This window comes from Methanimicrococcus hongohii (assembly GCF_032594095.1).
Classification (GTDB): domain Archaea; phylum Halobacteriota; class Methanosarcinia; order Methanosarcinales; family Methanosarcinaceae; genus Methanimicrococcus; species Methanimicrococcus hongohii.
Genome location: NZ_CP131059.1, coordinates 819,824 through 834,660, shown reverse-complemented (window position 1 = coordinate 834,660; position 14,837 = coordinate 819,824). Strand labels below are relative to the sequence as shown.

Sequence of the window (14,837 nt, the reverse complement as noted above, 5' to 3'; positions counted from 1 at the left end):
TATTTAATAACCAAATTAAAATTGGAGCGCTTTCGCGTGCGAAACTGGAAAGATGCTGACAACCGAAACAAAAAACGATGAATATTGATAAAAAGGATTGAAAATGATTGGAAATAATTGAAAACAATTAAAGAATTGAAAAAGCGGGGAAAGAATTAAAAGGTTGCATTTGTTCTTTGAATCATATTCAAAAATAAACGAACAGAGTTGAACAGAGGGACTTAAATGGATAACGAAAATCAAAAAAATCAGGAATTTCAATCTGAAGAAGAACTTGAAAACGAAAACGCAGAAAACACAAGCGCAGGATGCGCCGGTTGCAGCGGCTGCGGCAGCGCCGTTGGGGATGTAAATGCCAACGCCAACGCCGATTCAGGCGAAGAGGCCGGTCCCGAATCCGACCGCGGCATTTTGCTTCATCAATTGGCTGAGCGCGAAAAAGCGCTTGAATATTACGAAAATATTATTGCCGAATCTCCCGAAAACGGCGACGCTTGGTACAACAAAGCGCTCACGCTTCACGGTCTCAGCCGCTTTTATGAAGCAATGGACGCTTACGATACAGCCGTTAAATTCAATCCCAATGACAGCGACGCTTATTACAACAAAGGCGTCATTCAATCCGAACTCGGTTTGTTCAGCGAAGCCGTCGAAAGCTATGATAAAGCCATCACTGCCGACCCCGAAAATGTCGACGCCGTTTACAACAAGGCAACCGCGCTTCTTCAATTAAAAGACTATGACGAAGCCGTCAAAGTTTACGATTTAATTCTTGAAAAAGACAAAAACAATTTCAGCGCCGCTTACAACAAAGCGCTTGCATTGGTGCAGCTGGACAGACTTGATGAAGCAATTGCCGCGTTCGATTCTGTTATTCAGATCGATCCGAACAGCAAAGAAGCCTGGTATGACAAAGCGCATCTGCTTTTGAAAATCGGCCGCCCCGAAGACGCGCAGGAAGCATTCAGCAACACTCTGAAATTGATTCCCGATCTGCCCGATTCCTGGTTCAGAATCGGCGGCATTTTAGCAGTCGTCGGCAAAAAAGCGGAAAGTTTGAAATACCTTCGAAAAGCGATCAACACAAATGCTGAAGCGCGCGAATGGGCAAAAGAAGATTTGGACTACGAATCTTTGTGGAATGATCCGGATTTCCAAAAATTACTGGAATCCAGCGACGCGGAAATCAAAACCGCCGTTTCATCAATCGATGAATAATTGATAAAAATTGATAAACATATATCATCAATTCAAAAATCATTTCAAAAATCATTTCGAGGAAACATCATGAATCAGATGCGCGGCTCTCGTGAAAATTTAATGAGTGAAGATAAATTCTGGGAAATCATCGAACTTTCAAAAGCGGATGATCCTCAGGATCAATTGGATAATTTAGTCGAGCAGTTGTCTTCCATGACGGCTGACGATATTTTCGGTTTTGATTATCAATTGGATAAACATTTGGAGAAATCATATCATTCCGATTTATGGGCGGCTGCTTACATTGTTTGCGGCGGCTGTTCTGACGACGCGTTTGATTATTTCCGCGCCTGGCTGATTTCAAAAGGGCGCGGCGTTTACGAAAACGCGCTTGAAAATCCCGATTCCTTGCTTGAAATTTTTGAAAATATGGATGAAAGAGATTTTCCCGAAAACGAAGAAATTCTTTACGCAACGCTTGACGCTTACGAAGAAGCGACGGGAAAAGACGATTTCTATGACGTTTTGGATACGTTTGAAGACAATTTCCAAATCTTTGAAATCGAATTAACTTGGGACGAAGACGATCCGAAAACGCTTGAAGCCGTCTGCCCGAAATTATTTGAAAGATATTATGACGATCCTTTCTGATGAAAATTCTGTTGTCAAAAACGATGAAAAAGACAATGAAGAAAACGAAAAAAGAGCGGCGTTGTCTTCCGCGCTGCTGAGCTGGTATGACCAATTCGGGCGCGATCTGCCCTGGCGCGTCCGCGGCGCTCACCCGAGTCCGTATACGGTTTGGATTTCTGAAATCATGCTTCAGCAGACGACGGTCAAAACCGTCATTCCTTATTTTTACCGTTTTTTGGAGAAATTTCCGGACATCGAAACGCTTGCAAATGCCGATATCGAAGATGTTCTTCTGATGTGGCAGGGACTCGGCTATTACACACGCGCTCGAAAACTTCACGAGTGTGCTCAATATTTAGTTAAAAACCATGGCGGCAAATTTCCCGAAACTTATTCAGAACTTTTGAAACTTCCCGGAATCGGACCTTACACGGCAGCCAGTATTTCATCGCTTGCTTTTGACAAACGGGAAGCTGTTGTCGACGGCAATGTCATCCGCGTCATTTCCCGTCTTTACGGAATTCAGGAAAGCACGGCAATCAGTCTTCCCGATGTTACAAAAAAAGCGCAGAATTTAATGTCCGATACCCGCGCCGCCGATTATACTTCAGCGATCATGGATCTCGGCGCAACGGTTTGTACGCCGAAAAACCCCGTTTGCAATTCGTGTCCGTTTGAAACCGATTGCGCGGCTCTGTCTCTTCATTTGATTGAAGAAATTCCGAAAATCGAAAAACTTCAAAAAATCAATAAAATCGGAAAATTATTTTGGATTGAAAATGAATCCAAAGAGGTTTTGATTCGAAAACGCTCGGAAAAAGGATTGCTCCACGGATTGACGGAATTCCCGTGGGAAGCAGTTGAAGGCGACCGCAGCAAGCTTCGTGAAATTCCGTTTCCGATTGAAAATACGGATTGGATTGAAACCGGAAAAAGCGTCCGCCACGTTTTTACGCATATCAATTTGACTCTTGAAATTTATCAAACCAAAATCAATTCTATGAAAAACGAATCGGATTTGATGAATTTGAAGAAAAGCGGCGGGCAATTTGTTTCAAAAAAAGATTTTGAGAATTATCCGTTTTCAACGCTGATGAAAAAAGTTATTCGAGAAGCCGATTCGGATGATCAAAAAGTTTCAAAGAACGGCAAAAAATCTAAAAAAATTGTTTCAAAAACTTTGTCTCAATTTGAGTAATTTCATCTCATTTTATTTCATTTCATTTTTTTCTTTTTCTTTTTTTATTAATTGTATTTGTATTATTTTTCACCATGAAATCCAAACATCCAATTTTAATAAAATCGGTGAACCCGAACGCCCGATAAAACCCTAATCTTTAATTTTTAAATTTGGATAAAAGATGGCGTTCCGTTTTTAAGAAATTTGATAAAAATGATGTTTCAATCGAAAAACAAAGTAAATGAAATTCCAAAAACCGCCCCCGCAAGTTGAGTTTCCGAGCGCAGCGAGGAGACGAGACTTGGCGGATTCTTCCAATGCGAAATAAAAAACTCAAAACCGTTGACTGTAAATTACTTTCCGGTGCCGGCAAAGTGCTGTTTTGCAACTGTCTTTTTGCTGTCAGCTTCCGGCTGAGCCTGCTCGTCTGCGACTGTCTTTTAATGTTGCCGGCTCCTGCCGAGACTGCCGATGTGCAACTGTATTTTACTGTTTGCTTCCAATCAGGTTTCCGTGTGCTGCTGCCGGCAGCCGCAGCAGCTGCCGCCGCCCGCGCGAGCCGCACATTTTTTTTTAAAAAAATAAAAACGAAGACTGCATTTTTAGAAAAAAATCAAAACGAATATTGCATTTTTTAGAAAAATAATCAAAAGAGGGAATCGCATTTTTAAAACAATCAAAGGGAAGATTGCATTTTTTATCGAAGAATGCGGGGTAAAATTCATGTTAATTTTGAAGTTCGGGGAATGAATTTATAAATTAAGCGGCATTTACTTTTCAGGTTTTATATCTTTTACTTTAATTAATTTTTTAATTTTGGTGTCATACAAATGATTACAAGTTCTGCGCCCGGCAAAATTTTCTTATTCGGCGAACACGCAGTCGTTTACGGCAAAACAGCGATTGCCTGCGCGATTGATTTGCGCGCGCATGTCACCGTTGAAGAAGCGCCGACGGTTCAAATGAAAGGCCCGGGCGGCAGCGTTGATTTAAACCCGCGAAAACATCCTTACATTTATTCCGTTGTCGAAAAATTCAAAGGATTCACGGACGTGACGGGCGTCAACATTGACATTCATTCCGATATTCCTGTCGGCTCGGGACTCGGATCGTCTGCGGCCGTCACGATCGCAACGATCAAAGCGCTTGACGCTTATTACGGCACGAATCTGACGCTTGAAGACATCGCTCATATGGGGCACCAAGTGGAATCGGAAGTCCAAGGGCGCGCCAGCCCGACAGACACATTTGTTTCGACTTTCGGCGGAATGGTTCAAATTCCCGATCGTAAAAAACTCGGATTTTATGACATGCTTATCGTTATCGGAAACACCGGTAAATTTTCATCCACGCGAAAAATCGTTTCAAACGTCGCCGCGCTTAAAGAAAGACATCCGATCGTGATTGGTCAAATCATGGACACCATCAGTGCCATTTCGGAAACAGGCATTGAGTTCATTCAGGAAGGCGATTTTCATACCGTCGGCGAATTGATGAACATCAATCAGGGACTGCTTGATTCAATCGGCGTCGGCTCCAAAGAACTTTCGGAATTGGTTTACGCTTCCAGAAAAGCAGGCGCTCTCGGATCCAAAATTACGGGCGCGGGCGGCGGCGGCTGTATGATTGCGCTTTGCGAACACAAAAATCTGTCACGCGTCGCGCATGCGATCAAGCGCGCGGGCGGCGACTCTTTCATTTGCCGGACTTCACACGTAGGCGTTCGAATCGAGTCGAAATAATCACAAAATTCAATCGCATATTACAGTCATTCACGTTAATTTGCATTTAATTCACATTAAATATTGTATAATTATTGTATAATTATTGTATAAATCATTCACAATTAAACAAAAACAGTCAATTCAAAACAGGGAAATTTATGAATTCAAATTCCGACATTACGGTTTTAAAAGTCGGCGGCAGCGCCGTCACAGACAAAAATGCGGCTGCCGGTTCCGCCAAGGCGGATGAAATGGAGCGAATCGCGCGGGAAATCGCGGGCTTTTCCGGAAAATTGGTTATCGTTCACGGCGCCGGCTCATACGGTCACGTTTACGCCAAACAGTACGGTTTGGACAAAGGATTTCACGAAGAAGGTTTTTTAAAAACACATGACTCCGTTCGCGAATTGAATGAAATGATCGTCAAAACTTTAAGAGCGGAAGGCATTCCGGCGGTTCCGTTAAATCCGCTTTCATTTTCGATTTGCGGTGACGGAAGACTGACTTTCCTTTACACCGATCAAATCGCAGAAATGCTGAAACACGATTTGGTTCCCGTTCTGCACGGTGACGTTTGTATGGATACGACGCGCGGCGCCTGCATCCTGTCCGGCGATCAGTCTCTGCCTTACGTGGCGGCGGCGCTGAACGCAAAGCGCGTCGGCCTCGGATCGGCAACGGACGGCGTTTTGGATTCAAACGGAAAAACAATTCCGAAAATTACGCCGAAGAGTTTTGATTCCGTTAAGCAGCACATCGGCGGCTCGGCGGGAACGGACGTGACCGGCGGCATGCTCGGAAAAGTGTCGGAAATTTTGGACCTTGCGGAAAAAACGGGGATTGAGTCCTGTATTTTTAACGCAAATACGCCGGGAAATGTTGCCGCTTATTTAAAAGGAGATACCGTCGGCACATTGATTTGTAAAGATGAATAATTTCGATTCTTTTCATTTTTGAAATGTTTAAGATGTCTGAGACTTTTTTGAAATGTTTAAGATGGTTTTGAAATGTTTTTTGAAATGTTAAGATGCTTTTGAAACGTTTTTGATTTTTTTAATCATTTTAGAAATGTTTTAATTTAGAAATGTTTTAAAATTATTTTCGTTCGGAAATTATTTTTTGACAGTTTACGGGTCGGATTCGGTAATTTTCTGCTGTTTCTCTGTCTTGTTTGTGAATTATTTATATACTATTACCGAGTAGGTTATTCAAGAAATCAGTCTTAATGAATGGAAATTTCAATTTGGAAAATTTTAATCCCGATTTACGGGTGATATCCGGAGCATAAAAAATGGAGCATGAAACATCACGCAGAAAAATTGAGCATTTGGAGCTTTGCGCCCGATGCCATGTTGAATCCCGCAAGGTGAGCGCCGGTTTTGAAGACGTGACATTGGTTCACCGCGCTCTGCCCGAGATTTCAATGCATGATATTGATATGTCCGCGGATTTCCTCGGCAAAAAATTAGCTTTTCCTTTTATGATTGCATCCATTACGGGCGGACATCCCGAAACGACAAAAATCAACGCGGCGCTTGCAGAAGCTGCCGAAACGGTCGGCGTCGGAATCGGAGTTGGAAGCCAAAGAGCAGCCATTGACGACCCGAAACAAACTGATTCTTTTAAAATCGTTCGCGAAAAAGCGCCGAACGCCTTTGTTTACGGAAACATCGGCGCGGCTCAGATCAAAGAATACGGCACAGAAGGTGTCAATTCTTTGGTTTCTATGATTGACGCGGACGCGATTGCGATTCATTTGAATTTCTTGCAGGAAGCCATTCAGCCCGAAGGCGATATTGACGCAAGCGGCTGTTTGGAAATGATTGAACAAATATGCGCCGCGGCAGATGTTCCGGTGATGGCGAAAGAAACCGGCGCGGGTATTTCCCGCGAAGACGCGCTTTTGCTGAAAAAAGCAGGCGTTGCCGCAATTGATGTCGGCGGTGCCGGCGGAACGAGCTGGTCCGGCGTTGAAGTTTACCGCGCCCGAATGGACAAAGACAAATTGGGCGAGCATCTCGGTGAATTGTTCTGGGACTTCGGCATTCCGACCGTTTCCGGTTTGATTGAATGTAAAGTTGCGGTTCCCGTGGTTGCAACCGGTGGCGTGCGAACAGGCGTTGACGTCGCCAAGTCGATTGCGCTCGGCGCGGCAGCAGCAGGCGCAGCACTTCCGTTTGTCGAGCCGGCATTTAAAGGCGCGGACGCGGTCACAGATGCGCTTCGCTTAATGGAGCAGGAACTCAAAGCCTCCATGTTTTTAACGGGCTGCGCAAACATAAAAGTGCTTTCTCAAACACATGCGGTCGTCACGGGAAAAACGTACGACTATTTGACAAGCCGCGGATTCAATGTCACGGATTACGCCAACAAAGAACTTCTTTAAACGCATTAAATTTCAATTTAAATCGTAAAATTCAGCCGAAATTTCGGCATTTACAGTCATCCCTTATTCGAATTCTATGGAATTCATGTTTTAAAGGAAATCAAAAATTAAAGTTCAAAATTGAATTTTAATCAATAAAATAAAAAAATTAAACATTAAAAAAATCAAAAAAAATATAAAAAGTCAAAAAAATAAAAATTTTGAAAAAAAATTTCAAAATAATATTTTTTAAAATAGAATGTTTAAAAATTTAAATCGAAAATTTCGAATTTAAATCAAGGTATTAAAAATAAAAATATTAAAAATAAAAAAGCTCTCAAAAAAGCTTTCAAGTTAAATTAAAAACTATCAAAATTAAATTAAAAATAAGGACTTTATAAAAATGGAAGATATTGGAATTGTCGCCGTTGGCGGTTATAATGAAATGGGCCGTAACATGACGGCTGTTGTCGTCGGCGAAGATATTGTTATTTTGGATATGGGCATCCGCTTGGACCGTGTTCAGATCCACGAGGATGCGGAAATCGATCGCATGCACTCGCTTGAATTGATTGACATGGGGGCCATTCCCGATGATACGATTATGAGAGACGTGAACGGAACGGTTCGCGCAATCGTTTGTACGCACGGCCACTTGGACCATATCGGTGCGATTCCGAAGCTGGCGCACCGCTACAACGCGCCGATCATTTCAACGCCGTACACGACCGCGCTCATCCGCCAGCAGATCGATGAAGAGAAGAAATTCAAGGTCAACAATCCGCTGATTGCGCTCAAAGCCGGCGGCACATATGAAATTACGGAAGACATCAGCGTTGAATTTGTCAGCATTCCGCACAGCATTGTTGACAGCGTGATCGCGGTTCTGCATACGCCTTACGGCTCCGTTATGTACGCCTGCGACTTCAAATTGGACCGCGCGCCGACAATCGGCGACTCGCCCGACTTTGACACGCTTCGCAGAATCGGACAGGACGGCGTTTTGGCAATGATCACCGAGACGACAAACAGCGCCAGGTCCGGTAAAACACCATCTGAAACGATTGCAAAAGAAATGCTCCGCGATGTTCTTTTGGGAACGGAAGAATCTCACGTCGGTATGATCGTGACGACTTTCGCCTCTCACATCGCTCGTTTGAATGCGATTATTGAAATCGCCGAAGAAATGGGACGCATTCCTGTGTTTATGGGACGCTCTATGGAAAAATATCTTTACGCCGCTCACGAACTCGGGTACATTACGCTTCCCGAAGACGTTGAAGTTTACGGTCACAGAAAGGATGTCGACCGCGCTTTGAAAAAGATCATGGAAGGCGGCAAGGAGAAATATTTGCCTGTCGTCACCGGTCACCAGGGCGAGCCCGGATCTATTTTGATCAGAATCGCAAATGGTGAAACGCCGTTTAAAGTAGAATCCGGCGATCGCATTATTTTCTCGGCAAATATTATCCCAAGTCCGATGACGCGCGCCAACCGCTACGCGCTTGAAACAAAATTGAAGATGCGCGGCGCAAGAATTTATGACGACGTTCACGTTTCCGGCCACGCTTACCGCGAAGACCACTGGGAAATGCTCAGAATCGTTCAGCCGACGCACGTCATTCCCGCACACGGCGACTTGGCAATGCACAGCGCTTACATTGAAATGGCTGAAGATGCCGGCTATGTTCTCGGAGAAACGGTTCACCTGCTCAGAAACGGTGAGATTCTTTTCCTTGAACCCTGATTTGATTTCAATTTAATTAGATTCAGTTGAGTTAAATCTTTAATTAAATCTTATTAAACTTTAATTAAATTTCAGTTAATTATCTCAATTTAATTCCGGTCGGAATGATTGTTTCCGATTGGAATTTGTTATTTTTATTCATTTGTTTTATTAATTTATTGAATTATTTTATTGATTTATTAAATTCTATACTGATTTGGAGTTTTATTATGACTGTTGTTGATGAAATTAAAAAACTGTCTGTTCCGGTCGATGAAGCGATTGACGGTTTGCTTCCCGTTCAAAAGCCCGAAGGTCTTTACGAAGCTTCCCGCCACATTGTTAAAGCCGGCGGCAAAAGACTCAGGCCTGCCGTTTTGCTGGCAAGCGCCGAGGCAGTCGGCGGCGATATCCAAACCGCCGTTCCCGCAGCTGTTGCCATTGAATTGATGCACACTTTTACGCTTGTTCATGACGATATTATGGACAACGACCCTGTCCGCCGCGGTCTTCCGGCCGTTCATACAATTTGGGGCGAAGCAGGCGCGATTTTGGCCGGCGACACGCTTTATTCAAAAGCGATTGAAATTATTACGACAGCCGACAATGATCCCGCCCGCCTTTTAAAATCTGCCAACATTCTTTCCAAAACGTGTGTTGAAGTTTGTGAAGGTCAGTGGCTTGATATTGACTTTGAAAAGCGCGACACCGTTTCCGCGGATGAATATTTGGAAATGATTGAAAAGAAAACCGCGATAATGTTTGGCGCTGCCGCACAGATCGGCGCAATCATCGGCGGCGCGGACGCAAAAGTCGATCAGGCACTCTACGATTACGGCCGCCTCGTCGGCCTCGGCTTCCAGATTTATGATGATGTTTTGGACTTGACGATGCCTGAAGAAATCATCGGCAAGCGCCAGGGCAGTGATATTTTTGAAGGCAAAAGAACGCTTTTGATGATTCACGCCACCGAAAAAGGCGCCATCCCGCGCGCGTTCGGCAAAGGCTCCGGCACAAAAGAAGATATCGAAGAAGCGATTCAAGTCTTAACGGATTCCGGCTCTCTTGCTTACGTCAAGGATCTTGCAGTCGGTTATGTCGAAGAAGGAAAAGCCAAGCTTGACATTTTGCCCGACAGCCCGTCCAAGCAGCTTTTGAAAGATATGGCAGATTATATGCTGTATCGCGATTTCTGATTTTCAATTTAATTTCAATCGGGGAGGATTAACAAATCCTCCTTTTTCTTTCTTTTTTTAAATCCGTCGTTCGTTCCCTTTTTATTGTTTTATTATTTTGCGATTCTTTTTTCGTTATTGAAAAATTTGTGCGGCTCGCGCGAGCGGCAGGCAGCAGCAACCTCTTTCACATCCTTTTCAATTTTCGGACAAACCTAAACATCCATTTTATTTTTCTCAATAAACACGAACGCTCTTTAAAATCCAAATCAAAGAATATTTTAAAGAAAAACGGCGTTCGTTTTTGTTTTAGTTTAATAAAAACGATGTTTGATTTTTGAAGAAAATATGTGAAAAGTTCAAGTAACGTTCCCGCAAGTTGAGTTTCCGAAGCGTAGCGGAGGAAACGAGACTTGGCGGATTCTTACACGACGAATTAAATGTTCAATTTCAGTTTTCACCTTTCTAAATTAAAACTTGGCGGATTCTTACACGACGAATTAAATGTTCAATTTCAGTTTTCATCTTTCTAAATTAAAACTTGGCGGATTCTTTCCACGCCGAATAAAAAGTTCAAACGCAGTTGAGGCAGATTATGTTAAAAATCGGAATCAATGAATTCGTCGACTCATTGTTAGAATCTCCAACTCCTTCAATCCTGCCGCTGCGCTTCGGAAACGCGTCGTTGGAGGGGCGGTGTTTGAAATTTTATTCAATCTAAAATCAATTGAAACATCGTCTTTTCTCAAAATTTTGAAAAATTGAACGCCGTTTTTTCAATAAATCTAAAAATTTTAAGTTTATGATTTTATCGGGCGTTCAGGTTTATCGTGAAAATAAAAATGGATGTTTGGTTTTATCCGAAAATTGAAAAAGGTTAAAATTAAAAAATAATATAATTAAGAAATAATATAATTTAAAAAGCGGAATAAACGAGACAAATCGAAAAAATAATTTTGACCGGAATCATTTCTCCATCTTGTCAACAAAATCAACGTCAAAATCCAAATCAAATTCTTCTTCAAAATCAATATTCTCAAACTGATTCTCAATCTCTCTTCTGTATTTGCTGACATCTTCCCCTTTGGATTTCTTCGCATGATATTGAATATTTCTGAAAATGCCGCGCAGCGTTTTTGCTTCGCACGGTGTCAGTTCGGCGCGGGCAAATATTCTTTTCATCATCAGCGCCATTTTTTCTTTTTTCAGCGGATCAAAATCCATGTCTTCCAAAACTTCACCGAAATGAGCGCACATTGAATCAAATTCAATAAAGTCAGCGGTTTTGTATTTTCCCGTTAATCGCGCGCCGGAAAGTTCGTAAACCATAATTCCGACGGCATGAGACAAATTCATCACAGGATAAATGTGAGACGACGGAATTGTCGCAATCATTGAACAAAAAGAAAGTTCTTCATTTGTAAAACCGATATCTTCACGCCCGAAAAGAAGTGCAAACTTCGTATCCGGGTGAAATTCTTCCATTTTTTCTCTCAAAACGCCGGGTGTCAACGCAGGCGTTCGAATATGATCGCAGCCTTTTAAAGCGCGCATTCCCGTTGTTCCGATAACAACATCGCAGCCCGAAACAGCTTCTTCAATCGTTTGACAAATTTTCGCATTTTGAAGAACATCAATCGCATGGGAAGACATCGCCCGAGCTTCTCCTTCCAAAGAACAAGGATTGACAAGATAAAGTTCCGTGAAGCCGAAATTTTTCATAACACGGCAAACCGATCCGATATTTCCTTGATAAAGCGGTTCAACTAAGACGATTCGCAGATTCGGCATGAATTTGATTGCATCTTCTGTTTCTGCATTTTTCGCATCATCTGCATTACCTGCGTTATCCGCATTATTTGCTTGTTCATTCTCTCCAGAAAATCTGTCAGACATACAGCCAAAAAAACGATGATGGTATTTTATTATTTTGTCTGCTTTCTTGATTTTTTTATTTGAATTTTTATTTAATTTTTTTACTTAGTTTTTTTGGTTTTTTACTTATTTTTTTACTTGATTTTTTATTTGTTTTTATTTGGGCTTTTACTTAGTTTTTACTTAGTTTTTTACTTAGTTTTTACTTGGGTTCATTCTCCTTTTTAGAATTTTTTGATCTGTAATTGGTCTTTTTATTATCGTTTTCTTGTCAAATTATTGTCAAATTTTGTTCGGAGTGTGAAATATTCGTTCATTTTGCGAAAATTCTTCATTATTGTTCATCATAAAAACACGCCGGCGGGTTTCATTTTTGGAAATGCCGCTCAAATAATATCAGAGTCTGCCGGATGATAATATTTAAATATAATCGGTACAAAGTGCCTACTAACTTCTATCATCGATTAGTCGATTCGGGTCAATCTCTTCTTTTTATGGGGGACGGGTGACTTGATAGAACGTAAACATTAGTTCGTTCGACTCTGTTTTCAACATTTTAGTTGGGTTCGGCAAGTTTGAATGAACTGAACGCTATCGTTCGCTATCATAATTATTATTGTTTGGTTGACAGCAAATGTATTTCATCACAATTTGTCATTATTATTCATCTTGATTGCATTAATATTCATTTTGATTGTAATGATTTGTCATTGATAATACGTCAAAAAAGCTGCCTCAGTCATTTGCTTTCAAAAAATATGGAGAATTAAAATTATGGATTATTTTTCAGGCATTGCCGGCGTGTCCATTACATTCGTCGTTATGATGACAACGTCCGTTCTTGCTATTTCCCTTCTTATGCTCGGACTTTACTTCAACGTCCGTAAATGGGGTCAGGGCTCACTTGCATGGGGCATTGAACCAGAAGAAGGCAAACAAGGACTTATCGGAAGTGTCATTGTTTTCTGCAAATCGTTTTGGAAACAGCTTCGGGCACATTCTGTTCATCACGGCCAGAATATCTTGGTAACTTTAGTTTTTGATGTTCTTCTTTTGAGAAGAACCGCACGCGCAGATCCGTTCCGCTGGTTTATGCACATGTGTATTTTCATCGGCTGGATGGGCCTTTTCTCATTATCTGGACTTATGTTCGCGATTGAATTGATTCACATGGTCGGCATTCACTTTATCGATCCCGAATGGTTCAGAGAATTCCTGCAGCTTCCGAATCAGCTTCTCGGATACTTGCTTTTCCTCGGTGTTATTATTGCAGTTGCCCGCAGACTTTTCATCCCGAAAGTCAGAGACAACACAAACTCTTACGACTCGATTTTGCTCATCACATTGATTGTCGTCGTCGTCACCGGTTTTATTGCACACGCAGGCAGATATATCGCAATCGGCATCACCGATTTTACAGGATATGATTTCATCTTCTATGACTATCTCTTATGGACGCTTGGCGGCATGTCTCCGTTCTTGACATATGTTAAAGAAATCGCATTGACACACAGTGTTCTTGCGCTCTTCGTCGGTTTCGCATTCATCCCGTACTCCAAGTACATCCACATGATTACGGCGCCGCTGACAATGATCGTTAACAAAGGAGGCGAACATTAATGGCAAGAAGAGAACCGTCTCTTAAAATTAAATGCTTGACAGCTGTTCAGCTCATGGAGCTTGACGCTTGTATGCGCTGCGGCGAGTGCGCCGAATGGTGTCCGACCTACGAAGGCTCCGGATACAGACCCGGCCTTTCCCCGCGCGACAAAATTTACCGCTGGAAACGCTTCGTTGACAAGTCTTACGGCATGCGCGCTTTCTTCTTCGGTCCCAAGGAAATTCCGGAAGAAGAATTCGTCGAATTCAAAGACGATGTCCACGGCTGTACAACATGCGGCATTTGCGCAACAGTTTGTGAAGCCGGTATCAACACCGTCGAACTTTGGGAAGCCATGCGCGCCGACCTTGTGAAGAGAGGCACAGGTCCGTACGGCAAGCAGGGCGGAATGCCCAAGATCATCAGCGACACTTTCAACTCTTACAACGAGCCGAAAGAAAACCGCTTGAACTGGATTCCCGATGACGTTAAAATTGCAGACAAAGCAGACATTCTTTACTTCATGGGCTGTACAGCCGGTATGAAGCAGACAAACCTCGCCGTTTCAACCGCCCGTGTTTTGAACAAGCTCGGCGTTGAATTCTGTACACTCGGCGAAGAAGAAGCCTGCTGCGGTTCCGTTTTGATCAGAACCGGTCAGTATTTCAAAGAAGAAAATCTTCCCAAGAGACTTGCACAGTCCAACGTTGAAAAGATCAAAGCAAAGGGCGCAAAAACCGTTCTTTACGCTTGCTCCGGATGTTTCAGAGCATCTCTTGTTGACTGGCCCAGACTTCTCGGTGAAGAAACGCCTTTCAAAGTGATGCACGTCTCCCAGTTCCTCGCCGAAAAGATTGAAGCCGGCGAAGTCGAATGGGTCCAGAAACCTTACGGCGAAGACAAAATCGTCACCTACCACGACCCGTGCCACCTCGGCCGCCACGTCGGTGTTTATGAAGAGCCCAGAAAAGTTCTTCAGAGCATGCCCGGCATGGAATACGTCGAGATGGATCGCAGCAGAGCATATCAGAGATGCTGCGGTGCCGGCGGCGGTGTCAAAGCAGGTATGCCCGAACTTGCGCTTTCAATCGCAAAGGCAAGAGTCGGCGACGCAATGGAAATTCTTTACCCCGAAGGCGAAGAAAAGACAAAGACCAACATCTTTGCTCAGGCTTGCCCGTTCTGTAAGAGAAACCTCTCTGACGGACGCGACGCGCTTTTGGCCGAAGAAAATCCGCGTGCAGACATCGTTATTGAAGACATTGTTGAAATCAGTGCCCGCGCACTCGGTTTGAGCAACGTTAAAGATTAACTCAATTGAATTCTTAAAAATCGTGAAACGGTTGAAAAACCGTTTTA

General features: G+C 42.9%; 13 protein-coding genes. 12 read left to right on the top strand and 1 reads right to left on the bottom strand.

Annotated features, from left to right (window positions below; all coding sequences use genetic code 11):
* Window positions 1-225 precede the first annotated feature (225 nt).
* From MmiHf6_RS03820 to MmiHf6_RS03775, 10 genes are all read left to right on the top strand, one after another.
* Window positions 226-1,218 carry a tetratricopeptide repeat protein gene (locus MmiHf6_RS03820; protein ID WP_316558380.1) on the top strand — a complete coding sequence of 331 codons (993 nt, stop codon included), beginning with the start codon at window positions 226-228 and terminating at the stop codon, window positions 1,216-1,218.
* Window positions 1,219-1,287: 69 nt separating this feature from the next.
* On the top strand, window positions 1,288-1,851 hold the full coding sequence (locus MmiHf6_RS03815; protein WP_316558379.1) for a DUF4240 domain-containing protein: 564 nt from the start codon (window positions 1,288-1,290) through the stop codon (window positions 1,849-1,851).
* Complete coding sequence (gene mutY, locus MmiHf6_RS03810) at window positions 1,799-3,031, top strand: A/G-specific adenine glycosylase (RefSeq protein ID WP_316558378.1); 1,233 nt, start codon at window positions 1,799-1,801, stop codon at window positions 3,029-3,031. The genes MmiHf6_RS03815 and mutY overlap by 53 nt, the downstream gene beginning before the upstream one ends.
* 299 nt (window positions 3,032-3,330) lie before the next feature.
* Entirely contained in the window at window positions 3,331-3,651 is a 321-nt protein-coding gene (locus MmiHf6_RS03805) for a hypothetical protein (RefSeq protein WP_316558377.1), read from the top strand.
* 192 nt (window positions 3,652-3,843) lie between these two features.
* Window positions 3,844-4,755: a mevalonate kinase gene (locus MmiHf6_RS03800; protein WP_316558376.1), complete on the top strand. Its 912-nt coding sequence runs from the start codon at window positions 3,844-3,846 to the stop codon at window positions 4,753-4,755.
* A gap of 140 nt (window positions 4,756-4,895) precedes the next feature.
* The gene (locus tag MmiHf6_RS03795) at window positions 4,896-5,672 is read left to right on the top strand and encodes an isopentenyl phosphate kinase (RefSeq protein WP_316558375.1); all 777 of its coding nucleotides are present in this window, start codon (window positions 4,896-4,898) and stop codon (window positions 5,670-5,672) included.
* Between the two features lie 356 nt (window positions 5,673-6,028).
* Window positions 6,029-7,123 (top strand): type 2 isopentenyl-diphosphate Delta-isomerase, encoded by a 1,095-nt coding sequence (gene fni, locus MmiHf6_RS03790; protein WP_316558374.1) that lies wholly within the window; start codon window positions 6,029-6,031, stop codon window positions 7,121-7,123.
* Window positions 7,124-7,505: 382 nt separating this feature from the next.
* Window positions 7,506-8,849, top strand: coding sequence for an RNase J family beta-CASP ribonuclease (locus MmiHf6_RS03785; protein WP_316558373.1), 1,344 nt, complete (start codon window positions 7,506-7,508; stop codon window positions 8,847-8,849).
* Window positions 8,850-9,058: 209 nt separating this feature from the next.
* Window positions 9,059-10,024, top strand: coding sequence for a polyprenyl synthetase family protein (locus MmiHf6_RS03780; protein WP_316558372.1), 966 nt, complete (start codon window positions 9,059-9,061; stop codon window positions 10,022-10,024).
* A 574-nt stretch (window positions 10,025-10,598) separates the two neighbouring features.
* Entirely contained in the window at window positions 10,599-10,724 is a 126-nt protein-coding gene (locus MmiHf6_RS03775; RefSeq protein WP_316558371.1) for a hypothetical protein, read from the top strand.
* A gap of 245 nt (window positions 10,725-10,969) precedes the next feature.
* Here MmiHf6_RS03775 and MmiHf6_RS03770 read toward each other — a convergent pair whose 3' ends face one another.
* Window positions 10,970-11,899 carry an RNA methyltransferase gene (locus MmiHf6_RS03770; protein ID WP_316558370.1) on the bottom strand — a complete coding sequence of 310 codons (930 nt, stop codon included), beginning with the start codon at window positions 11,897-11,899 and terminating at the stop codon, window positions 10,970-10,972.
* 753 nt (window positions 11,900-12,652) lie between these two features.
* On the opposite strand from MmiHf6_RS03770, the gene MmiHf6_RS03765 reads away from it, so the two are divergent.
* Complete coding sequence (locus MmiHf6_RS03765; RefSeq protein ID WP_316558369.1) at window positions 12,653-13,498, top strand: respiratory nitrate reductase subunit gamma; 846 nt, start codon at window positions 12,653-12,655, stop codon at window positions 13,496-13,498.
* Window positions 13,498-14,790, top strand: a complete 1,293-nt coding sequence (locus MmiHf6_RS03760; RefSeq protein ID WP_316558368.1) for a (Fe-S)-binding protein — start codon at window positions 13,498-13,500, stop codon at window positions 14,788-14,790. The genes MmiHf6_RS03765 and MmiHf6_RS03760 overlap by 1 nt, the downstream gene beginning before the upstream one ends.
* The last annotated feature ends 47 nt before the right edge of the window (window positions 14,791-14,837 follow it).